Raw genomic sequence first — 22933 nt, forward strand, 5'->3', positions numbered from 1 at the left:
AACCGCAGGTGGCTAACAACTCGCGGGCGGTTACGGCCCGGTTGCCGGCATGCCAGTGTAAGGCGCGACTGTCGGTGCGGGCACATCCAATCCACAGCGGACGAGGTCGTAGAGCGGAACGCGATTGATTCGATACTTCGTGAATTGGTACGAATGCAGCAGGTTTGACAGGAACCGCCGCGGTCCCATCGGGCCACGAACGGACGTCAGCATTGCGTCAGTCGCTGGACACTTCAGCGCCTCCTGCGCCTGTGCGATCCAATCCCGATCGAGGTACGCCGGGATGAACGGCGGGATCTTCAGGAACGGCCCCTCGGCAACCGCCCAGTCGGGGAACAGGTTCTTGTCGTGGCCGATGCGGCCGTCTTCGAGGCGAGCGGTGTGCTGCGCCAAGGGATTTGCCAAACCGATCTGGTCGATCACCCGCACGTCGAGGCCGACATTCATGCCGAGCATGCCGAGATTCGTGAAAAACACTGTGTGCGGGCCCTTGTAGTCCTTGCGGACGTTGGGCGGCATGTCCGGCGGTGGCGGCACCGCAGGCACCACATCCCATTGGTCATAGTTGCCAGAGGGCAACAGCAGTGCGCCGTCTGGAGTGTTGTTCAACGCGACGAGCACCGCACGCATTCTCGGGTAGTCGAGATAGTCGGCGGCGGTCAACGGGTGTGCGTTGCCGGTGGCTTGCGAGTAGAACCGCCGCTCGTCGACGATGCCGGAATACGTGACGCGAGTCGCGTCTGAGCCCATCCCCGGCGAATTCGCCGCCCACAACGCCCAACCCGCGACCGCCAGCCACAGGACACCCGTCGCGCCGGCGAATAGGTATCCGGCGCCGCGTGGCATGCGCGTCGCGTCGGGCAGCACGACAGGAATGACCGCGACAGGCGCCACGAGGCAGAACAGCGGGGTCAACAACACGCGGCCGTGCATGAAGTCGCCGCCTTGACGGATCCAGTAGATCGCCTGCAGCAGTCCGCTGAAGATGATGAAAAGTACGACGGCCGAAGGGCTTTGCACCCGACGTGCAACCCATCCGTATCCCCGCGGAGTGCCCCGGCGGATCCACCACGGCCGGCCGTGAGTGAGCAACGCCATCGCCGCAAGCCCCGCGAGCAGGATGGCAGGCGCCCACAGCAGATAGGGGCGATTGAAGTTGGCCAGGTAGACGAACCCCTGGGCCCACTTCTGCCCCGAAGCATCCTTAGCGAGCGCCGTGCCGGGAAACAGCAAGCCGTAGTAGCCCATCCGGAAGATCTGGTAGGCCACGGGTACCAGGCCGCCGGCGGCGACGATCAGCAACCGCCGTTCCCAACCGCGCGCCGCAACCAGCATCATGACCAGAGCGAGTCCACCGATCAGCGCCAGTTCCGGGCGTACCAGCACGCTCAGTCCGGCCACGAAAGCCAATGCGCCGTCGAACAATCCACTTACCGCGTTCTGCGAGGGCGGCACAGGCGCCGACGCAGTCACCGGGGCTCTGCGGATTGTCGGTGGACCACCCCGTTGCGGCAGAAGCGGCGGCACGGGTTGGGTGCGCAGGGCTTGTGACCAGCACACCATCATCCACCACAGCAAGCCCAAATAGGCCAGCACCAAACCGTTTTCGAGACCCGATGTGGCGAAGTCGCGGGCGGGGGGCACCGCGATGTAGACCAGTGCACCGGCGGGCAGCAGCAGTGCGCGGCGACCCTGCAAACTCGGTGCGTACAGCCGGCCCGCTCCCAGCATGAGCAGCACCACGCCGAGCACGCTGAGTACGAGCGCGAACACCAACGCCACATATTCGAGGCGCACCGGCCCGCCGATCCAGCCGCCGAGGTAGACGAGATACGTCCAGATGGTCGACGTGTTCGCCTCGACACGCTCGCCCTCGTTGAACACCGGGCCGTTGCCCGCCAACAGATTTCGGACGGTGCGCAAGACGATAAGCCCGTCGTCGGCGATCCACCGGCGTTCCCAGGCACCCCAACCGAACAGGAACGTGACGGTCAGCACGCTGGCCCACAGGCTGAGCCGGACCGTCAGGTCATAGGGAAACGCGGGCCAGCGAGCCAACCGCCTGGCCAGCGTCGCGTTCAACCGGTCAGCTGAGGAAAACGGCGGCACCGATGGTTCCGATCCACGCCAGCAGCAGAAGCTGCAGCACCCGGTCCTTTAGTGCGATCTCTTCTGGCTCGCCGGCAAGGCCGCCGTCGACGTCGACGGCGTATCGAAGGATCGCGATCGTGATCGGGATGATCGAGACCGCATACCAGGATGCGTTGGTGCCGTCCCGTTCGAATGCCCACAGCCCGTAGCACAGAACCATCGCGGTGGCCGACAGCGTCCACACGAAGCGGAGGTAGCTGGCCGTGTAGCTCTCGAGCGACTTGCGAATCTTGGCACCGGTGCGCTCCGCGAGTTGCAGTTCTGCATAGCGCTTTCCAGCCACCATGAAGAGCGACCCGAAGGTCATGACCAGCAGGAACCATTGCGACAGTGGGATATTCGTCGCTGCACCGCCGGCGATGGCGCGGATGAGGTACGCCGAGGAGACGATGCAGATGTCCAGCACCGCCTGGTGCTTGAGGCCGAAGCAGTATGCCAGCTGCATGGCGATGTAGATCGCGGTGACCACCGTCAGATTGGGCGTCGCCAGCCACGAAATCGCCAGCGCCGCAACGCCGAGCACCGCCGCCGTGCAGTAGGCCAGCCACTCAGGCACCACACCGGCCGCTATCGGGCGGAACCGCTTCGTCGGATGCTGGCGGTCGGCCTCCACGTCGCGCGCGTCGTTGACGAGATAGATCGATGAGGCGGCCAGGCTGAAAGCGACGAATGCGATCAGCACCTTGATCGCGATTTGGCGGTAGTCGTAGTGGACGTTGCCGCCCAGGGCGGCCACCGGTGCCAACAGCACCAGCCCGTTCTTCACCCACTGGCGAGGTCGAGCCGCCTTGATGAGCCCCGTCACGACGTTGCGGGGCGGACCCTTGACCGGTGCCGATTCTTCACTCATCTGCGCCGCGCTCTCTGCACTGCTATCACTCGAGATGCTCATCCATCTCCTCCAACCCGGTCAGCGACTGCTCCGACCGTCTTCGCGACAACCGCCCCCACCGCGACGCCGGTAAGCACGTCGCTGGGGTAATGCACACCAAGCACCAAGCGCGACAACGCCATCGGCGGCACCAGCACCAGAGGCAACGGCAACCCGGTGGTGCGGGCCATCAAGATCGATGCGGCGGTGGTCGAGGTGGCGTGCGCGGACGGAAAGCTCAGCTGGCTGGGTGTGCCGACGTTCACGGCGACCGCCGGATGATGTGGCCGCTCCCGGCGCACCACCCGCTTGATCAGCACGGCAGTGGCGTGGGCGATAAATGCGCCGGCGCCGGCGGCCAGCCACGCGCGGCGGCGGCGAGGCTGCAGCAGCGCGCCGAGTACGGCAATGCCTACCCAGCCGATGCTGTGCTCGCCGAAATGCGACAGTGCACGCGCGCCTGCCAGCACGCCCGGTCGATCGGCCAGCGCCGACTGCACTGCCACCAGCGCGGCTTCCTCGCCGCGCGGGGTCCCCGCGGCGTCATCGCCGCGGAACACCTCAGCCATGTGCGGACGACGATTCCAGAAGCACGGTCTCCCACTTCTGCTTACTGGACATCACCGGAAGCGCTTCGCGGTAGACCTTGCGCATCTTGTTGAACTTGCGGGCGAGGAGTACCTGGCGCTTCAGCGATTCACGAAGCAGGGCAAACATTTTCGCGCGGTCGCGCTGCCGGTATACGACTCCGCGGCCGTCGGCGGTGGTGACGGTGACCCCGTCGACCCGGGACAGTGAGAACCATCGGGCGTCCTGAGTCGCGACGTTGATCTGCGGGCGCACATGGTGCGCGGGGTCGTGTGCCTTGAGCTGATGGAGGACACCGCGGGTCAGCCGGTACGAGATCGCCAGCGGGCTGGTGGGGATCCGCACCTTCTTGCGCCACCGCTTTTCCGACGGCGTCGGTAGCGCGGTCGCACTCGGCAGCACCACCGCGTCGGGATACTCCTGACGCATCTTGCGCACATCGGGCAACGCGGATTCCAGAATCGAGAAGATGTGTTCAGGGCCAGCCAGGAAGTCGTCCATCGCTTTGTTCTGGATCGCGACGGTCGAATATTCAAGGCAGAGAAGGTGTTTGCATGTGGCCTTGAAGTGGCTGGCGATCAGGCCGGTGACGTTGCCGTCCCAATGCAGGGCGGCGACCACCAAGCGGTTGCGCAGGTGGAAATACGCCTGCCAGTCGATCGCATCGTCCTTGTCGCTCCACGCCATGTGCCAGATCGCCGCGCCCGGCAGCGTGACGGTGGGATAGCCGTGCTCACCCGCGCGTAACCCGTAATCGGCGTCGTCCCACTTGATGAACAGCGGCAGCGGCTGGCCGAGTTCCTCGGCGACCTGCCGCGGGATCATGCACATCCACCAGCCGTTGTAGTCGACGTCGATTCGGCGGTGCAGGAGCCTGCTGCGGTACTCCTCTTCGTCATTGAGCTTGTACTTGGCGAAGTTGTGGTCATATTCGGTGTTGACCGCGTTGGTCCACATGAAGTTCTCCGCATCGACCATCTCGCCCATCACATGCAGGTGCGACGGCTCCTGCAGGTTGAGCATCTGGCCGCCGACCAGGGTCGGCTTTTTCGCGAATCGGTTCATCGCCAGCGCGCGCAGGATCGAGTCCGGTTCGATGCGAATGTCATCGTCCATGAACAGGATCTGCTCACAGTCGGTGTTCTTCAGCGCTTCGTACATCACCCGGCTGTAGCCGCCGGATCCGCCGAGGTTGGGCTGATTGTGGATCGTCAGACGGTTGCTCAACGGGCCGGCGGCCGCGGCGAAGCCCGGGTGGTCGACGGCCTTGTTGGTCCCCTGATCGGACACGATGACTGCGCCAATCACCTGATCTACCAACGGATCCGATGTCAGCGCGGCCAACGCGTTGACGCAATCGGCCGGCCGGTTGAAGGTCGGGATGCCGACCGCTACGTTGGCTCGTCCCGGCGCGGGCACCGGCGCGTACCAACCAGCGCTGTGCACGGTGACCTTGGTATTGGTGGTGATGTCGAACCAGATCCACCCGCCGTCCTCGAAGGGGTCCAGACCGATCTCGAACTCGACCACCGCAGGCTCGCCGCTGTCGTCGCCGCTGGAGACGGGGGTGCCGCCGACGGTGATCCGGGCGCCGGTGGCCTTGGACCGGTACACGTCGACGCGGGCCGTGCCGGTCAATTCGACGCGAAGAACCACCGATTCGAGCGTCGACCAGCGCCGCCAATAGCTGGCGGGAAACGCGTTGAAGTAGGTCGCGAACGACACTTCGGACTCTGCGCCGATCTCTAGCGTGGTCCGCGTCGGCGCATGCGCGCGACGGGCGTTGGTATCCGATTCCTCTATATAGAGCTTGCGCACATCGAGCGGCTCGCCCGGCCGCGGGAGAATGATGCGGGCCAGCAGACTGACGGCCCTGGGTTCCCCGGCCTCTAGGGCGCCGGATGGGATGTCACTCATGCTCTGCTGCTTTCATCGAGTGGAGCACCGTCGCGAAGATGCGGCGCAAGAACGTTGTCGTACATATTGAGTGCGCTGGCGATCGCCATGTGCATGTCCAGATACTGGTATGTGCCGAGCCGGCCTCCGAACAGCACTTTGTCCGAGGCGGTTTCGGCCTTGGCCCGAGCGCGATAGGCGGCGAGCAGCGCCCGGTCGGATTCGGTGTTGATCGGGTAGTAGGGCTCGTCGTCGTTGTCGGCGAATCGGGAAAACTCGCGCATGATCACGGTCTTGTCGGTCGGGTATGCCCGCTCGGGATGGAAATGCCGGAACTCGTGGATACGCGTGTAGGGCACGTCGAGATCGTTGTAGTTCATGACGGGTGTGCCTTGAAAGTCCCCGGTGTCGAGCACCTCGACTTCGAAATCCAGTGTGCGCCAACCGAGTCGACCCTCGGCGTAGTCGAAGTAGCGGTCAAGCGGTCCGGTGTACACGACGGGCGCATCGGGGTTTTCGGCGCGCAGCGCCTCGCGGACGTCGAACCAGTCGGTGCCCAGGCGGACCTGGATGCGATCGTCGGCGGCCATGTTTTCCAGCCACGCGGTGTAGCCGTCGGCCGGCAGGCCCTCGTAGGTGTCGTTGAAGTAGCGGTTGTCGAAGGTGTAGCGCACCGGCAGCCGGGTGATGTTGGCCGCTGGCAGCTCCCTGGGGTCGGTCTGCCACTGCTTGGCGGTGTAGCCCTTGACGAACGCCTCGTAAAGGGGACGGCCGATCAGCGAGATGGCCTTTTCCTCGAGGTTCTGCGCGTCCTCGGTCTTGATCTCGGCGGCCTGCTCCTTGATCAGCTGGCGGGCTTGATCGGGCGTGAAGTACTTGCCGAAGAACTGCGACACCAGGCCAAGGCCCATCGGGAACTGGTAGGCCTGGCCGTTGTGCATCGCGTAGACGCGGTGCTGGTAGCCGGTGAACTCGGTGAACTGGCGCACGTAGTCCCACACCCGCTGGTTGCTGGTGTGGAACAGGTGTGCGCCGTACTTGTGCACCTCGATGCCGGTCTGCGGCTCGGCTTCGGAGTAGGCGTTGCCACCGATGTGCGGGCGTCGGTCGACAACCAGAACACGCTTGTTCAGCTGCGTCGCCACGCGCTCGGCAATTGTCAGACCGAAAAATCCGGAACCGACGACAAAGAGGTCAAAACGAGCTGTCATCGGCAGCAAGGGTATCCGACCGCTCTCGTCCCGCCCGAATCCAGCGATCGACGAAGGTTGCGATCGGCTCACAATTCCGTATCGCCACTTTGGTACCAGCAGTCACACCAGTACCGTCGATCACGTTGGCACTGTTGGGCTCCACACCACCGGGTCCCGTAGCCGCTGACGGAACTGTTCACGAGCACCTATCACACGTAGTCCATATATTGAGGAGACTTCCGTGCCGAACCGACGTCGACGCAGGCTCTCGACAGCCATGAGCGCAGTCGCCGCCCTGGCAGTCGCAAGTCCAGTTGCAGTAGTCGCCATATCCGAATCGTCCCCGAGCGCCGACCCGGCGCCGCAGCATCGCGAGTTCGTCCAGGCCGCGATGGTGACCGATCTGCCTAACGAGCTGATGTCGGCGCTGTCGCAGGGGCTGTCGCAGTTCGGGATCAACCTCCCGCCGCTGCCCACCGGCCTGCTCACCGGCTCGGGCGCGTCGTCCCCCGCGACGATGACGACTCCCGGCATGACGACACCGGGCCTTACCGCACCGGGACTGACGACACCCGGGCTGACCACGCCTGGCCTGACCGCGCCGGGGCTCACCACTCCAGGTCTCACTGCGCCGAGCGCCAGCCTGTCGCCCGCCACGGCGACGGGGCCTGCGCTGAGCGATCCCGCGCTGACCAATCCGGCGTTGACGAACCCCGCGCTGACCAGTCCGACCGGTGCCGCTCCTGGGCTCACCACGCCAGGGCTCACCCCGCCAGGGCTGACCACTCCGGGATTGACCACGCCGGCAGCAGGCGCTAATCCGGCGCTGACCAGTCCACTCGCGACCGCGGGCCTGCCCGCGCCGAGCGAAGTGCCGATTTCGGCGCCGATCGGCCTGGACCCAGCAGCCGGTACGTATCCGATCCTCGGCGACCCGTCACTGGCCGCCGCGGCGCCGGCCTCAACCGGCAGCAGCGGGCTGATCGGCGACCTGAGCAGCATGGCCAATCAGCTGGGCGCGGGTCAGGCGATCGACCTGCTCAAGGGCATGGTCATGCCGGCGATCATGTCGGCCATCAAGCCCGCGGGTGCCCCGGACGTCGCGGCGGCCGCCGCACCGATCACCCAGGCCGCCGCTCAGGTGCCTGCAGCGGCGATGCCGCACGCAGGCCCGGCGCCGGTCATTCCGTAACGAGTCCTGCCCAAGACGGCACCGCAGAAGCCTCCCCCGCTCTGCGGTGCCGTTGCAGGACTTTTAGTCGGCCCAACTACCGTGTCGGAACAGCAGTAACAACTGACACATACGTAACATCGGGCCGTGCAGTGTCGTCGCCCCGCACCGCCGATCCTGTTCACCGCTATTGCGGCGACGGCGGTAATCCTCCCGTGGGCCATCAATGGGCTGCCGGGCGAGGGCGACAAGCCGCAGACGGTCCAGACGCCGCAACTCTCGCAGCAGCCACTGACCGGGCTCGGCGGCGGTGAGACGATCCGCGAGGTCCACCAGGACACCCCGTTCTCCATGGTCGCGCTGACGGCCGAGGATCTCAGCGGCACCACAGCCCGCGTCCGGGCCAAGAAGTCCGACGGTTCATGGGGCCCATGGTACGAAGCCGAGGCCTTCGACGGCGTCGGCCCTGACTCGCCGGCAGCGCGCGGCACCGAGCCGGTGTTCGTCGGACGCACGACCACCGTGCAGATCGCCATCACACGCCCCGCGGGTGCGCCCACGACCGGGCCGCAGGCGCCAACTCCGTCGGGCCCGCCGGGGCTTGGCTATGTGCCCGCCAACGTTGAGCAGCCATTCGGACAGAACATCAACGCCGTGCTGATCAGCCCACCGCAGGCACCGGTGGACACGTTGCCGCTGCCGAGTGCGGTCACCGTCGCCGGCCAGCCACCCGCCGTCATCGGCCGTGCACAGTGGGGCGCGGACGAGGCGATGCGATGTGGAAACACGGTGTATGACAACGGAATTCGGGCCGCAGTGGTCCACCACACCGCGGGCAGTAACGATTACGCGCCGCAGGACTCCGCGGGCATCGTCCGGTCGATCTACGAGTACCACACCCGCACTCTCGGCTGGTGTGACATCGCGTACAACGCGCTCGTCGACAAGTACGGCCAGGTCTTCGAAGGCCGCGCGGGCGGCATGGACAAACCCGTCGAGGGTTCGCACACCGGCGGCTTCAACCGCAACACCTGGGGTGTCGCGATGATGGGCAACTTCGACGCGGTGCCGCCGACGCCGATCCAGTTGGGTACGACGGGCCGGCTGATCGGCTGGCGGCTCGGCATCGACCACCTCGACCCGCGCGGCACGGTCGTGATGCCTTCTGCGGGCGGGTCGTTCACCAAGTTCCCGTTCGGTGCCACGCCGACGCTGCCGACGATCTTCACCCACCGCGACGTCGGCAACACCGACTGCCCGGGCAACGCTGCCTATGCGGCCATGGATCAATTGCGCGACATTGCGGCTCGATTCAACGACCCGCCGGGACCCGCGGACCTGGTGGACAGGTTGCGCGGCGGAGCCATCCTCGCGCGGTGGGAATCGCTTGGCGGGATGAACAGCTTGTTGGGAGCGCCCACGTCACCGGAGGCTGCCGGCGAGGGTGCGACCCGGTACGCCACGTTCGAGAAGGGCGCGGTTTACTGGTCGCCGGAAAGCGGCGCAGAGCCCGTCACCGGCGCGATCTACAAGGCATGGGGCTCACTGGGTTTCGAGCGCGGAGCGCTGGGCCTGCCGACGAGTGCCGAAATCCAGGAGCCGCAGTGGATCGTGCAAAACTTCCAGCACGGCACGCTGAACTTCGACCGTGAGAAGGGCAGTGTCACCCGCGTGATCGACGGTGTCCCAGTCGAATTGCCCAAGTCGGCGGAGGAAGCGGAGCCGATCCAGCTCGAGCGCTTCACCCACCCGATCAGCCCGGCTTAGCCCGCGTCAGAGCCACCAGCGCTCGAGAACACGCGCGAGGCCGTCGTCGGTGTTGGGCGCCGTGACCTCATTGGCGGCGGCCACCGCGTCCGGATGCGCATTGCCCATCGCCACCCCCAACCCGGCCCACAGCAGCATCGGTACGTCGTTGGGCATATCGCCGAAGGCCACGACGTCCGCGGCCGTGATTCCCAGCGGGTGGGCCAGCTCCTCCACGCCGGTGGCCTTGCTGACACCCAACGGCACGACCTCGACTAGGCCGTTGTTCGTCGAGTAGGTGATATCTCCTTGGAGCCCAATGTGTTTGGCCAACTCTGCGGCCATGTCCGAACTGCGCGCACCCGCCTTGCGGATCAGTAGCTTGATGGCGGGTGCGGCCAGCAGGTCTTCGAGGGACACCTCGGTGTTGTCCGGGTTGAGCCAGGCGTGCTCGTAGCCCGGCGAGCTGACGAACTGGGGCGTCGCTGCGTCGTGGGCACTGTTGCCGACCCGCTCGACCGCCAGGCCCGCGCCGGGGATCACGCGGGTTGAGATCTCGGCGAGCTCGCGCAATGCGTCGGCGCACAGTGTGCGCGCAGACAGGATGCGGTCGGCGGACGGGTCGTAGATCACGGCGCCGTTGGCGCACACGGCCATCGGCGCGAATCCGAGCGCGTCGACAACCGGTTGCACCCAGCGTGGCGGACGGCCGGTGGCCAACACGAACTGTGCGCCCGCATCGACGGCGGCGTTGACGGCCGCGCGCGTGCGAGCGGTGACCTTCTCGTCGTCGTCAAGCAGCGTGCCGTCCACATCGGAGGCGATCAGAGCGGGCAATGTCATCGCGGCAATCCGCCTTCGCTTCTTGCCTTGGTCATCGGCGGCTCTTCGCCTCGCGTTCCGCACGTTTGCGGGCACGCTCGGCCAGCTCTCGGTCCTCGAGCACCTTCGCCTCGTCCATCGTCGGCGCGGAGCCGCCCATCCGGCGCGGCACCCAGTACGCGCCCTCCGGACGCGGGTATTCCTCTTGGACGCGATGCAGCAACGTGTTCATCGCTTCACGCATCGCGGCGCTCGTCTCATCGATGGTGCCGGCAGCATAGAGAGGCGTCCCGGCCGCGACGGTGACCGGAATCTTCTTGCGCCCCATGTTCCTTGGATGATCCTTGGTCCACCGCCGTTGGGCGCCCCACACGATCAGCGGGACGATCGGCACATTGGCGTCGTGCGCCATCCGTGCCGCCCCGCTCTTGAACTCCTTGAGCTCGAAGCTGCGGCTGATGGTGGCTTCCGGGTACATGCCGACAATCTCACCTGCCTTCAGGCGCTCCACCGCCACCGCGTACGCGCCTCCCCCGGCCTGGCGGTCCACCGGAATGGTCCCGGAATGCTTGATCAGAAAGTTGACGACCTTCACGTCCTGCATCTCGGTCTTGATCATGAAGCGCATTCGACGGTGCCGCTGATATGCCGCGAGCGCCGCAGGCCACCAGTCGACATAACTCGTGTGGTTGATCGCGATCACGGCGCCGCCGCGTTCCGGGATGTTCTCCAGACCCTGGTAGGTGATTTTGGTCCCGATGGCCTTTGTCGCCAGGCTGACGGCAATCTCCAGCGTGCGGAAGACCGGCTCCATCGGCTACCCCGGCGCCTCGGTGGGATCGGCCCGTTGCGCCCGCCTCGCGGCTTTCTCCGCAGCCTCTTCCGCGTCCATCCGGTTGGCTTCCGCCAGCGACGGCGCTCCTCCGCCCAACCGGTGCGGCACCCAGTACTCGCCGGGCGGGTGCGGACCGTAGGCGTCCTGCACCCGCTCGAGCAGGTGTTGCATGCGCGAATGCAGCAGCGCGGTCAGCTCCTGCGGCGGCAGCGTCGGGGCGATCGGCTCGCCGACGGCCACCGATATCGGAACCTTCGGGCGCCACATGTTCTTCGGGTGGCCCTTGGTCCAGATCCGCTGTGCGCCCCAGATGATGTGGGGAACGATCGGCACGTCGGCCGCTATCGCCATGCGCGCCGCGCCGGACTTGAACTGTTTGATCTCGAAGCTGCGGCTGATGGTGGCCTCGGGGTAGACACCGACCAGCTCGCCTTCTTTGAGCCGCTGGCATGCCTCGTCGAACGAGGCCGCGCCGCTGTCGCGATCGACGGGGATGTGGCGCAGGCTGCGCATGATCGGCCCGGAGATCTTGTGGTCGAAGACTTCCTGCTTGGCCATGAACCGCACCTTGCGACCGCGGTGCTGTTTGTAGGCTGGCAGCCCTGCGAAGGTGAAGTCGAAGTAGCTCGTGTGGTTGATGGCGATGACCGCGCCGCCCGTGACGGGCAGGTTCTCCACGCCGGTGATCGTGAACGTCAATCCCTGTAGGCGCCATACCAGGCGCGCGAGTTGGATGACTGTTCCGTATACCGGCTCCACATCAGGCAGCCTAGTCGCGTGAGCGTTCCCAGCGAACCGGTGCCAGTTCCGGGCCAACGACATCGGCGGCGTGTGGCGCACCGAGATCTTCGACGCCCGCGGCATCGAGCCCGACGGCGACAGGCTCGCGCATTACCTCGCCCTGTGGAACGCCGGTGACATCTCCTCCCGTTAAGCTCGAACCGTCCTCCCCGTCCAGCCGAAAGGGCATTTGTGCAGGTCACGAGCGTGGGTCACGCCGGTTTCCGGATCGACACCAAAGCCGGAAGCATTTTGTGCGACCCGTGGGTCAACCCGGCGTACTTCGCGTCCTGGTTCCCGTTCCCGGACAACAGCCAGCTGGACTGGGACGCGCTCGGCGACGTGGACTACCTCTACGTCTCGCATCTCCACAAGGACCACTTCGACCCGAAGAACCTTCGCGACCACGTCAACAAGGACGCCGTCGTTCTGCTGCCCGACTTCCCGGTGCCGGATTTGCAGCGCGAGCTCGAACAGCTGGGCTTTCACCGGTTCTTCGAGACGACGGACTCGGTCAAGCACCGCGTCAGCGGACCGAAGGGCGACCTCGACGTGATGATCATCGCGTTGCGCGCGCCGGCCGACGGTCCGATCGGCGACTCGGGGCTGGTCGTCGACGACGGCGAGACGGTCTGCTTCAACATGAACGACGCCCGGCCCGTCGACCTGGACGTGCTGCACGCCGATTTCGACCACGTCGACGTGCACATGCTGCAGTACTCGGGTGCGATCTGGTATCCGATGGTCTACGACATGCCGGCCAGGGCCAAGGAGGCGTTCGGCATCCAAAAGCGGCAACGCCAGATGGACCGCTGCCGCCAGTACATCGCTCAAGTTGGGGCGACGTGGGTGATCCCGTCGGCCGGGCCGCCGTGCTTCCTCGATGACGAGTTGCGGGACCTCAACGACGACCACGGCGATCCCGCCAACATCTTCCCCGACCAGGTGGTGTTCCTGGAGCAGATGCGTGCGCACGGCCATGACCGCGGGGTGCTGATGGTTCCGGGTACCACAGCGGATTTCACTGGGCCGCAGCTTAATTCGCTCGATCACCCGTTGCCCGACGACGAGGTGCGCGCGATCTTCACGACGGGCAAGGCCGCATACATCGCCGACTACGCCGAGCGGATGGCCCCAGTGTTGGCCGCAGAGAAGGCCAGCTGGGCGCCGGCCGCGGGTGAACCACTGCTGGAGCCGCTGCGGGCGACATTCGAGCCGATCATGCTTCAGAGCGATCAGATCTGCGACGGCATCGGCTATCCCGTCGAGCTGCGGATGGGCGCCGAAACCGTCGTTCTGGACTTCCCGAAACGCGCTGTGCGCGAACCCATTCCCGACGAGAAATTCCGGTACGGGTTTGCGATCGCACCTGAGCTTGTGCGCACCGTGTTGCGCGACAACGAGCCGGACTGGGTCAACACCATCTTCCTGTCGACCCGGTTCACGGCGTGGCGGGTCGGTGGCTACAACGAGTTCCTCTACACCTTCTTCAAGTGCTTGACCGACGAACGCATCGCCTACGCTGACGGCTGGTTCGCCGAAACCCACGACGACACCGCGTCAATCAACCTGGACGGCTGGGAGATTCAGCGTCGCTGCCCACACTTGAAGGCCGACCTGTCGAAGTTCGGCGTGGTGGAGGACACCACGCTGACGTGCAACCTGCATGGCTGGCAGTGGAACCTGGAGAACGGCCGCTGCCTGACCTCCAAGGGACACGAGCTGAGGTCGCGGCGGATATGACGGCTCCGCGCCAGTTCTACGACGACGGCATGATCCAGCTGGACCGTGAGGCGATCACGTTGCGTCGCTATCACTTTCCGTCGGGAACGTCGAAGGTGATCCCGCTGCGGTCGATTCGCGGATACAAGGCCGAGCCTTTGGGCATGTTCACTCAGCGGTTCCGGATCTGGGGCAGCTCGGATCTGCGCCGCTGGTTGCCGTTGGACGTCTGGCGCCCGATCAAGTCGACGCTGGTGACGCTCGATGTGCCCGGCGTTCGGCCTCAGCCCGCATTCACCCCGCAGCGTCCGAAGGAATTCTTGGCCAGGCTGGACGAGCTGCTCGCGGACTAGCCTTTCGGCTCCAGCACCTCGGTTCCGACGAACGGCACCAACGCTTTTGGAACGCGCACGCTGCCGTCGGGCTGCTGGTGGTTTTCCAGAATCGCCACCAGCCAACGGGTGGTTGCCAGCGTCCCGTTGAGCGTCGCGGCCGTCTGCGGCTTGCCGTTCTCGTCGCGGTAGCGCACCGAAAGGCGACGCGCCTGGAACGTCGTGCAGTTCGACGTCGAGGTCAACTCCCGGTACGTCTGCTGTGTCGGGATCCACGCCTCACAATCGAACTTGCGCGCCGCCGAGGAACCCAGATCGCCTGCGGCGATGTCGATGACGCGATACGGCACCTCGATCTGTGCCAGCATTTGACGTTCCCAGGCCAGCAGTCGTTGGTGCTCAGCCTCGGCCTCGTCGGGCTTGCAGTACACAAAGCCCTCGACCTTGTCGAACTGGTGCACGCGAATGATGCCGCGGGTGTCCTTTCCGTGGCTGCCTGCCTCGCGGCGGAAGCACGAGGACCACCCGGCGTAACGCAGCGGCCCGCCGGACAGGTCGAGGATCTCGTCGGAGTGATATCCGGCCAGCGGAACCTCGGAGGTGCCGACGAGATAGAGGTCGTCGGCCTCGATGCGGTACACCTCTTCGCTGTGGGCGCCGAGGAATCCGGTGCCCGCCATGATTTCCGGCCGCACCAGCACGGGCGGGATGACAAGGGTGAAGCCGTTTTCGGTGGCGAGTCGCACCGCGAGCTGCAGCAGACCCAGCTGCAGGAGGGCACCTGCGCCGGTGAGGAAGTAGAAGCGCGCCCCCGACACCTTGGCCCCGCGTTCCAGGTCGATCAGGCCAAGGGCCTCGCCGAGTTCGACGTGGTCCTTCGGGTTTTCGATACCGCGGGGTTCGCCGACGGTGTCAAGCACGACGAAGTCGTCCTCGCCGCCCGCAGGCACACCGTCGATGATGACGTTGGAGATCGCCATATACGCTGCGGTGAAAGCTTTTTCGGCGTCGGCCTGCTCGGCCTGCGCGGCCTTGACCTTGTCGGCGAGCTCCTTGGCCCGTGCCAGCAGCGCGGGCCTTTCGTCGGGCGATGCCTTGCCCACCTGCTTGCTCGCGGTCTTCTGCTCGGCGCGCATATTGTCGGCGGCTGAGACCGCGGACCGCCGTGCGGCGTCGGCTTCGGCCAGCGCGTCGACGAGGCCCGGGTCTTCCCCGCGGGCACGTTGCGACGCGCGCACCACGTCCGGGTTTTCGCGTAGCAGCTTGAGGTCGATCACGGGCGCAACCCTACTTTTCCTCGCCCGATGTGGTCGGCATGGCCCCGCGCGTAATCGGAATCGACGTGCCTGTCAATTGGTGCCGGAGCACAACCACGTAACATTACAACTGCATCACTTGTCACAACGCCCGACACGCCTGTCACAATGGAGCGGATGTTGGAGGCACCCGAGCGCGAGGAAATCCTCGCTGAGGACGACGCACAGCCGTCGGAGCGGGTGGCGTGGTGGCAGAGTCTGCAGGCCGCGTCGACGCGCCGCGCGCTGTTGTTGACCGCGCTCGGCGGGCTGCTCATCGCGGGTCTCATCACGGCGCTGCCGCAGAGTGAGAACGCCGTGCCGGGGCTGAACAACAGCGCGATCTCGCTGGGCCCGCGCGGCAACGACACGTTCAACCATGCCAAGAGCGGCGACTGCCTGAACTGGCCCGAACGCACGCCCGACCAGGCCCAGATCGTCGAATGCAAGGATGACCACCGCTTCGAGGTCGCGGAGTCGGTGGACATGCGCACCTTCCCGGGCAGTGAGTACGGCCCCGACGCAGCGCCGCCGTCGGCCGCGCGCATCCAGCAGATCAGCCAGGAGCAGTGTTCGGCCGCGGTCAAGCGCTACCTCGGTGCGCGCTTCGACCCGAACAGCCGGTTCACGATCTCGATGCTGTGGTCAGGCGACAAGGCGTGGCGCCAATCAGGCGAGCGACGCATGTTGTGCGGTCTGCAGCTGCCCGGTCCGAACAATCAGCAGATGGCCTTCAAGGGCAAGGTCGCCGACGTCGACCAGTCCAAGGTGTGGTCCGCAGGTACGTGTCTGGGTATCGACCCGTCAACCAATCAGCCGACCGACATCCCTGTCGACTGCGCGGCACCGCACGCCATGGAGGTGACGGGCGCCGTCAACCTGGCCGAGAAATTCCCGGCAGGGCTGCCTGCGGAGCCCGAGCAGGACGGCTTCATCAAGGACACCTGCACCCGGATGACGGACGCCTATCTGGCGCCGATCCAGCTGCGCAGCACCACTTTGACGCTGATTTACAGCACCATCTCGCTGCCGAGCTGGTCGGCCGGCAGCCGCCAGGTGTCGTGCAGCATCGGCGCGACGCTCGGCAACGGCGGCTGGTCGACACTGCTGAACAGCGCCAAGGGGCCGCTGCTGATCAACGGGCAGCCTCCGATCGCACCGCCGGACATTCCCGAGGAGCGGCTGAACCTTCCGTCGATCCCGATCCCCGATGTGCCGGTGGACACGTCCAGCCAATCCAGCCAATCCAGCCAGTCGACCAGCTCCGACACCACCGATCCGGGTCAGCAGACCCAGCACATGCCGCAGCAGTCGACACCAGGTACCACGGCAACGCAGACCACCGCACCAGCACCTGCACCCGCGCCGGGCAATACGTTCCTCAACGGTCCCCCGCCGCCGGCCGGAGATGCTCCGCCGCCCGAAGGCGCACCGCCTGGCCCGGCCGCGCCGCCCGCTGGGGACGTCGCACCGCCTCCAGCGCCTGTCGAACCGGTGCCGCCGCCACTACCGGGGCAGTAACCGCGTGGCCGTGCGGATGAGCCCGCAACGGTTCGACGAGCTGGTCTCCGACGCACTTGACCTGATTCCGCGGGAGCTCGCGGCCGCCATCGACAATGTCGTCGTCCTGGTGGAGGACCGCAATCCCGACGAGCCCGACCTGCTCGGCCTGTATCACGGGGTGGCGCTGACGGAACGGGATTCGTGGTACGCCGGCTCGCTGCCGGACACCATCACGATCTACCGCGATGCGTTGCTCGACGTATGCGAGGACGAAGCCGAGGTGGTCGACGAGGTGGCGATCACGGTGATCCACGAGATCGCGCACCACTTCGGCATCGACGACGACCGGCTCCACGAGCTCGGCTGGGGCTAGTCAGCCCAGTACGGCAAGTGCCGCGGCCCGCGCATCGGCTGCCGTTGCGGTGGCCAGCACGGCGTCGGCGGCGTCACGGCATTGCTGCAGCGTGACCTGCGCCAGTTTCGCCCCGACACCTTGGATCGCCGCGGAGGCCGCCGACAGCGACGTCACACCGAGACCGGTAAGCACACACGCAAGCAGTGGGTCGGCCGCTGCCTCGCCGCATACACCGACGGGCTTACCGGCCGCGCCACCCGCGCGGACCGCCATCGCCACCAATGCCAGCACAGCCGGCTGCCACGGGTCGGTGAGCGTGGCGAGTTCGGCCGACATGCGGTCGGCGGCCATCGTGTACTGGGCCAGGTCGTTGGTGCCGATGGACAGGAAGTCGACGTGCTCGAGTATGCGGTCGGCCAGCAGCGCGGCGGCGGGCACCTCGATCATCACGCCGGGCGTGAGACCATGCGAACGCACCTGTGCGGCAAAGTGTTTGGCTTCCGCGGCGGTGGCGATCATCGGCGCCATCACCCACACGTCGTTGCCGGTGCGATGCGCCGCGGTGGCGATCGCTTGCAGCTGCCGGTCCAGCAGCCCTGGATTGCCCTCGGCGATGCGGATCCCCCGCACGCCCAGCGCGGGATTGGCCTCCTCAGGGTGGCCGGCGAACTTCAGCGGCTTGTCCGACCCCGCGTCGAGCGTCCTGATCACCACCTTCTGGCCGGAAAACGCGTCGAGCACCTCGGCGTAGATGTCCGCCTGTTCTTCGACGCCGGGTTCGGTGTCGCGGTTGAGGAAGCACAGCTCGGTCCGGAACAGCCCCACGCCTTCGGCCGGCGTTTCCCGGGCAGCCCGGGCCGCCGCACCATCCTGGACATTGGCAAGTATCGACACCGCATGGCCGTCGGCGGTAGCGCCCGGACCCGCCCAATGCGCGGCGCGTTCAGCTTCCCGGTGTGCCGTAGCGACGGCCTCGGCCGCGGCGGCCTCGTCCGGCGACACGGTGACCGTGCCGAGCGTGCCGTCGACAAGCACCATCGTGCCGGCTGCGACGGCATCCAATCCGCTCACGGCAACCACGCAGGGGATGCCCAGCTGGCGGGCGATGATCGCGGTGTGGCTCGTCGGTCCGCCGAGCGTAGTGGCAAGTGCGACAACAAGTTCGGGATCCAGGCCCGCGGTGTCGGCAGGCGCGAGGTCCTCGGCACACAGGATCGACGGGCTGGCTGGCAGCGGCACACCCGGCTCAGGCAGGCCCGACAGTTCGGCGATCACCCGGTCGCGAATGTCTTGGAGATCGGTGACCCGCTCGGCCATCAACCCGCCAAGTTGCGTGAACATGCCGACGAACTGTTCTACGGCCGCAGCCACAGCCCGGACGGCGGGCATGCCTTCTTTGATCCGCTTCTCGGCGGCGCCGAGCCATGCCCGGTCCTGCGCGAGCGTCGCCGTGGCGGCCAGCACCTCCGATGCGGCTCCCGTCGCGTTGGCCGCGCGATCGCGCAGCCGGTCGGCGACGGCGGTGGCGGCAGCGGAGAAGCGGGCCGCTTCGGCAGGACGGTCGGATTCGTCGACGTCCGGCGACGTTAAGTCGTCGACCGCAGGCAACCGGCCCGGCCGAATCACCGGGGCGTATTGCACACCGGCGACCACCGGCACACCACGAAGAACGGTGCCGGCCGGGTAGTGGCCGACGCCGGGATCCGACGGCAGTGACGTAGGCGGAGACGAGGTGGACATGTGAATCAGGTTACAAGGAAATCTTGACAAGTCAACACGAACAGTAGTAAAACCAAACATAACCACATCGAATCGGGCCGATAACCACACAAACGGAGCCTCATGTATGCCGAAGAGCGTCAACAAGCGATCGCCTCGCTGGTGATCAGCAAGGGCCGCGCCTCGGTGGCCGAGTTGGCGCAGGCGTACGACGTCACGACCGAGACGGTCCGACGCGACCTGGCCGTCCTCGACCGGGCGGGTGTGGTGCGGCGCGTGCATGGCGGCGCCGTTCCCGTCCGGGCGTTGCACCTCGTCGAGCCCGGAGTGGGTGAACGCGAAGCCACCCGCGCCGAATACAAGGACGCCATCGCGGCTGCCGCTGCTGAGTTCTTTCCCCTCAGCGGCGCCAGCGTCTTGTTCGACGCCGGGACGACCACCGCACGGATCGCGGCCCAGTTGCCCACCGACCGCGAACTCGTGGTGGTGACGAACTCGGTGCCCATCGCGGCCCGGCTTGCGGCCATGCCGTCGGTCTCGCTGCAATTGCTTGGCGGACGGGTGCGCGGTCTCACCCAGGCCGCCGTCGGCGAACAGACGCTGCGGGTGCTCGATACGTTGCGCGTCGACATCGCATTCATCGGCACCAACGCGATCAGCATCGGGCACGGTCTGTCCACACCGGACAGCGACGAGGCCGCCGTCAAGCGTGCAATGGTCAACGCCGCGAATTACGTTGTGGTGGCCGCGGACTCGTCGAAGGTCGGCCGCGAGGATTTCGTCAGCTTCGCACCGATCTCCAGCGTCGACACGCTCATCACCGACTCGGAGATCGGCGACGGCGATCGCAAGCAGCTCACCGAACACGGCGTCGAGGTCGTGGTCGCATGATCGTCACCGTCACCCCCAACCCGAGCATCGACCGCACTGTCACCCTCACGGGGCCGCTCACCCGCGGTGCGGTTCACCGGGTCTCTTCCGTCACCACCGAGCCGGGCGGCAAGGGCGTGAATGTCGCCCGCGCGTTGACGCTGGCCGGAGTGGAAAGCGTCGCATTGCTGCCGGCTCCGTATGACGATCCGCTCATCGCGGCGCTGCAGGCCAGTGCCGTGGCCTTCCGATGCGTGACGTCCACCGAGGCGGTGCGGACGAATCTCGCGATCACCGAACACGACGGCACCACAACCAAACTCAACGAGCCGGGCGCAACACTCGATCCGGCGGTCATCGAAGCGCTCACCGCAGCGGTGATCGCCAACGCAGAGCAAGCGTCCTGGGTGGTGCTGTCCGGTTCGCTTCCGCCAGGGATGACCGACGACTGGTATGCCGAGGTGGTGGCCCGGCTCGCGCCGTACCCATGCCGAGTCGCGGTCGACACCTCGGAAGCCCCGCTGACGGCACTCGTGGAGTCGTTCGGCCGCGCCGCACCGGACCTGATAAAGCCGAACGCCGAGGAGCTGGCGGGCGTGCTGGGCTACTCACCGCAGGCACTGGAAGCCGCTGTTGCACAAGGTGATCCAGAGCCCGTCGTGACAGCGGCGCGCGAACTCGTGGACCGCGGCGCTCGCGCGGTACTCGCCACACTCGGCGCCGCTGGTGCCGTTCTGGTCGACGAAACCGGCAGTTGGATGGCTTCGCCGGGCCCGATCATCCCGAGCAGCACGGTCGGCGCGGGGGACGCGTCCCTAGCCGGATACCTGCGGGCAGAGGTGGGCGGCGCCGTTCCTCCACAACGCCTCCAGATGGCAGTGGCCTACGGCAGCGCCGCCGCCGCGCTGCCGGGCTCCGCCCTGCCCACGCCTTCCCAGATCGACCTGAATGCCGTTCGGGTCACCACGATTTCACCGACTCCAGCCACGTCGTAACAACCACACGAAGGTATTGCCATGACACGCTCAACCGCTTCACAGCCGATCATCAGCACCGATCTGGTGCTGCTCGACATCGACGTAGAGGGGGCTGCCGGCGACCTTAAAAGGGCGGTGATCGGCCGGCTGGTCGACCGGTTCGCCGACGCCGGTCGCACCGCCGACACCGAAGGACTGCTGGCCGCCGCGATGGCCCGCGAGGAGCAGTCCGCCACCGGTCTGCCCGGCGGAATCGCGATCCCGCACTGCCGATCGCCGTATGTCGACACCGCCTCGATCGCGTTCGCGAGGCTGAACCCAGCCGTCGATTTCGGCGCGCCCGATGGTCCCGCCGACCTGGCGTTCCTGATCGCGGCCCCGGAAGCCGGCGGTGCCGAGCACATGAAGCTGCTGTCCAGCCTGGCTCGTGCATTGGTGCGCAAGGAATTCGTCGAATCACTGCGCAACGCGTCGAGCCCCGCGGAGGTCGTCGAGCTTGTCGACGGCGTGGTGAATCCGGCACCGACCGCTGAAAAGCCACAGCCAAAGGCCGAACCCGCGCAGGCGAAGCCCAAGACGTTGGTCGCCATCACCGCCTGCCCGACGGGCATCGCCCACACCTACATGGCCGCCGACTCGCTGGTCGCCGCGGCCAAAAAGGCCGGCGCCACACTGCATGTAGAGACGCAGGGATCGTCGGGCAGCACACCACTGTCCGCGTCGACCATCGCGGAAGCCGACGCGGTCATCTTCGCCACCGACGTCGGCGTCAAGGACAGGGGCCGGTTCGCGGGCAAGCCCGTTGTCGCCTCGGGTGTCAAGCGCGCCATCAACGAACCCGACAAGATGGTGGCCGAAGCACTCGCCGCCGCAACCGATCCCGCCGCTGCGCGAGTCCAGGGTGACGCGAGCGCACCGGCACCCGCCGCGTCCTCGGCCGGCGGTGTGGGGTGGGGCACCCGTCTGCGACAGATACTGCTGACCGGCGTCAGCTACATGATCCCGTTCGTCGCCGCGGGTGGCCTGCTGATCGCGCTCGGCTTCCTGTTCGGCGGCTACGGGATCGCAAACAAGCCTGACGGCGAAAAACCCTCACTGCCTTATGGATTCAGCTCGCTCGGACATGTCATCGCCAGCAATAACTCGCTGACCAACCTGCCATCGGGCGGTTTCACCCAGTATCTCGGAGCGGTCCTGTTCACGCTCGGCGGCCTGGCGTTCATGTTCTTGGTGCCCGCACTCGCCGGCTATATCTCGTTCGCGATCGCCGACCGGCCCGGCATCGCTCCCGGGTTCACGGCGGGCGCGGTCGCGGTCTTCGTCGGCGGTGGCTTCATCGGCGGCATCGTCGGCGGTCTGATCGCCGGATTCACCGCACTGTGGATCAGTCGCATCGCCGCACCGCGCTGGCTCAGAGGCTTGATGCCCGTCGTGATCATTCCGCTGTTCGCGTCGCTGGTCGTCGGCCTGCTGATGTTTATGCTGCTCGGACGCCCGCTGGCCTGGATCACCACCAGCCTGACCAACTGGCTCGGCGGAATGACGGGCACGTCGGTCATCATCCTCGGCATCGTGCTTGGCCTGATGATGTGCTTCGACCTCGGCGGCCCGGTGAACAAGGCGGCGTACGCGTTCGCCACCGCCGGCCTCAATGTTTCCGATCCGGCGTCGCTGCGGATCATGGCGGCGGTGATGGCCGCAGGGATGGTCCCACCGCTGGCGATGGCTCTGGCCTCCACGATCCGACCGGGCCTGTTCACCGAACCGGAGCGGGAAAACGGCAGGGCCGCTTGGCTTCTCGGCGCGTCGTTCATCTCGGAAGGTGCCATCCCGTTCGCGGCGGCCGATCCACTGCGGGTGATCCCGTCGATGATGTTCGGCGGCGCCGTCACCGGCGCGCTGATCATGGCCTTCGACGTCACGCTGAAGGCCCCGCACGGCGGCATATTCGTGTTCTTCGCCATCGGTCATCTGCTGTGGTTCCTGGTCGCCCTCGCGGTCGGTACGGGCGCAGGCGCGTTGGCCGTCATCGCCGCGAAAGAGTTCATCAAGCCCAGCGCCAAGGCTGAGGAAGAGCCCGCGCTGGCCACTGCATAGACCCACACCA

General features: G+C 66.5%; 20 protein-coding genes. 9 read left to right on the forward strand and 11 right to left on the reverse strand.

Annotation, left to right across the window (positions count from 1 at the left end):
- Positions 1 to 30: 30 nt before the first annotated feature.
- From zomB to glf, 5 genes are read right to left on the reverse strand one after another with little or no spacing between them, the layout of a single operon-like run.
- A complete protein-coding gene (gene zomB / locus ACWW36_RS08105) occupies positions 31 to 2109 on the reverse strand; it encodes a flagellar motor control protein ZomB (protein WP_456141042.1) in 2079 nt (692 codons plus the stop codon).
- On the reverse strand, positions 2087 to 3001 hold the full coding sequence (locus tag ACWW36_RS08110) for a decaprenyl-phosphate phosphoribosyltransferase (protein WP_456141043.1): 915 nt from the start codon (positions 2999 to 3001) through the stop codon (positions 2087 to 2089). The genes zomB and ACWW36_RS08110 overlap by 23 nt, the downstream gene beginning before the upstream one ends.
- A gap of 38 nt (positions 3002 to 3039) precedes the next feature.
- Entirely contained in the window at positions 3040 to 3591 is a 552-nt protein-coding gene (locus ACWW36_RS08115; protein ID WP_456141044.1) for a phosphatase PAP2 family protein, read from the reverse strand.
- Complete coding sequence (locus tag ACWW36_RS08120) at positions 3584 to 5527, reverse strand: glycosyltransferase (RefSeq protein ID WP_456141045.1); 1944 nt, start codon at positions 5525 to 5527, stop codon at positions 3584 to 3586. Before ACWW36_RS08120 ends, ACWW36_RS08115 begins: the two co-directional genes overlap by 8 nt.
- Positions 5524 to 6717, reverse strand: coding sequence for a UDP-galactopyranose mutase (glf, locus tag ACWW36_RS08125; protein WP_456141046.1), 1194 nt, complete (start codon positions 6715 to 6717; stop codon positions 5524 to 5526). Before glf ends, ACWW36_RS08120 begins: the two co-directional genes overlap by 4 nt.
- Positions 6718 to 6940: 223 nt before the next feature.
- Between glf and ACWW36_RS08130 the strand changes: the two genes are divergently transcribed.
- Together ACWW36_RS08130 and ACWW36_RS08135 are read left to right on the forward strand one after the other, a co-directional pair.
- Entirely contained in the window at positions 6941 to 7891 is a 951-nt protein-coding gene (locus ACWW36_RS08130) for a hypothetical protein (protein WP_456141047.1), read from the forward strand.
- 126 nt (positions 7892 to 8017) lie between these two features.
- The gene (locus ACWW36_RS08135) at positions 8018 to 9637 is read left to right on the forward strand and encodes an N-acetylmuramoyl-L-alanine amidase (RefSeq protein ID WP_456141048.1); all 1620 of its coding nucleotides are present in this window, start codon (positions 8018 to 8020) and stop codon (positions 9635 to 9637) included.
- A gap of 6 nt (positions 9638 to 9643) precedes the next feature.
- Here ACWW36_RS08135 and ACWW36_RS08140 read toward each other — a convergent pair whose 3' ends face one another.
- Genes ACWW36_RS08140 through ACWW36_RS08155 form a run of 4 tightly spaced genes read right to left on the reverse strand, consistent with a single transcriptional unit; the run spans position 9644 to position 12165 of the window.
- Entirely contained in the window at positions 9644 to 10459 is an 816-nt protein-coding gene (locus tag ACWW36_RS08140) for an HAD family hydrolase (RefSeq protein ID WP_456141049.1), read from the reverse strand.
- A 31-nt stretch (positions 10460 to 10490) separates the two neighbouring features.
- A complete protein-coding gene (locus tag ACWW36_RS08145; protein WP_456141050.1) occupies positions 10491 to 11252 on the reverse strand; it encodes a lysophospholipid acyltransferase family protein in 762 nt (253 codons plus the stop codon).
- A 3-nt stretch (positions 11253 to 11255) separates the two neighbouring features.
- Positions 11256 to 12032 (reverse strand): lysophospholipid acyltransferase family protein, encoded by a 777-nt coding sequence (locus ACWW36_RS08150; RefSeq protein ID WP_456141051.1) that lies wholly within the window; start codon positions 12030 to 12032, stop codon positions 11256 to 11258.
- A 10-nt stretch (positions 12033 to 12042) separates the two neighbouring features.
- Entirely contained in the window at positions 12043 to 12165 is a 123-nt protein-coding gene (locus ACWW36_RS08155) for a hypothetical protein (RefSeq protein ID WP_456141052.1), read from the reverse strand.
- Between the two features lie 80 nt (positions 12166 to 12245).
- On the opposite strand from ACWW36_RS08155, the gene ACWW36_RS08160 reads away from it, so the two are divergent.
- Entirely contained in the window at positions 12246 to 13796 is a 1551-nt protein-coding gene (locus ACWW36_RS08160) for a Rieske 2Fe-2S domain-containing protein (protein WP_456141053.1), read from the forward strand.
- A complete protein-coding gene (locus ACWW36_RS08165; RefSeq protein WP_456141054.1) occupies positions 13793 to 14128 on the forward strand; it encodes a hypothetical protein in 336 nt (111 codons plus the stop codon). Before ACWW36_RS08160 ends, ACWW36_RS08165 begins: the two co-directional genes overlap by 4 nt.
- Here the strand turns inward: ACWW36_RS08165 and serS are convergent.
- On the reverse strand, positions 14125 to 15384 hold the full coding sequence (gene serS, locus ACWW36_RS08170) for a serine--tRNA ligase (protein ID WP_456141055.1): 1260 nt from the start codon (positions 15382 to 15384) through the stop codon (positions 14125 to 14127). The two genes, ACWW36_RS08165 and serS, sit on opposite strands and share 4 nt — an antisense overlap.
- Positions 15385 to 15531: 147 nt before the next feature.
- On the opposite strand from serS, the gene ACWW36_RS08175 reads away from it, so the two are divergent.
- Complete coding sequence (locus ACWW36_RS08175; RefSeq protein WP_456141056.1) at positions 15532 to 16923, forward strand: septum formation family protein; 1392 nt, start codon at positions 15532 to 15534, stop codon at positions 16921 to 16923.
- 4 nt (positions 16924 to 16927) lie between these two features.
- Entirely contained in the window at positions 16928 to 17278 is a 351-nt protein-coding gene (locus tag ACWW36_RS08180) for a metallopeptidase family protein (RefSeq protein ID WP_456141057.1), read from the forward strand.
- Here ACWW36_RS08180 and ptsP read toward each other — a convergent pair whose 3' ends face one another.
- Positions 17279 to 19060 (reverse strand): phosphoenolpyruvate--protein phosphotransferase, encoded by a 1782-nt coding sequence (gene ptsP / locus ACWW36_RS08185; RefSeq protein ID WP_456141058.1) that lies wholly within the window; start codon positions 19058 to 19060, stop codon positions 17279 to 17281.
- Between the two features lie 42 nt (positions 19061 to 19102).
- Between ptsP and ACWW36_RS08190 the strand changes: the two genes are divergently transcribed.
- From ACWW36_RS08190 to ACWW36_RS08200, 3 genes are read left to right on the forward strand one after another with little or no spacing between them, the layout of a single operon-like run.
- The gene (locus ACWW36_RS08190; RefSeq protein ID WP_456141059.1) at positions 19103 to 19870 is read left to right on the forward strand and encodes a DeoR/GlpR family DNA-binding transcription regulator; all 768 of its coding nucleotides are present in this window, start codon (positions 19103 to 19105) and stop codon (positions 19868 to 19870) included.
- Positions 19867 to 20844 (forward strand): 1-phosphofructokinase family hexose kinase, encoded by a 978-nt coding sequence (locus ACWW36_RS08195; RefSeq protein ID WP_456141060.1) that lies wholly within the window; start codon positions 19867 to 19869, stop codon positions 20842 to 20844. The genes ACWW36_RS08190 and ACWW36_RS08195 overlap by 4 nt, the downstream gene beginning before the upstream one ends.
- A 21-nt stretch (positions 20845 to 20865) precedes the next feature.
- Positions 20866 to 22923, forward strand: coding sequence for a PTS fructose transporter subunit IIABC (locus ACWW36_RS08200; protein WP_456141061.1), 2058 nt, complete (start codon positions 20866 to 20868; stop codon positions 22921 to 22923).
- Positions 22924 to 22933 lie beyond the last annotated feature (10 nt).

Source organism: Mycobacterium sp. MMS18-G62 (assembly GCF_053877835.1).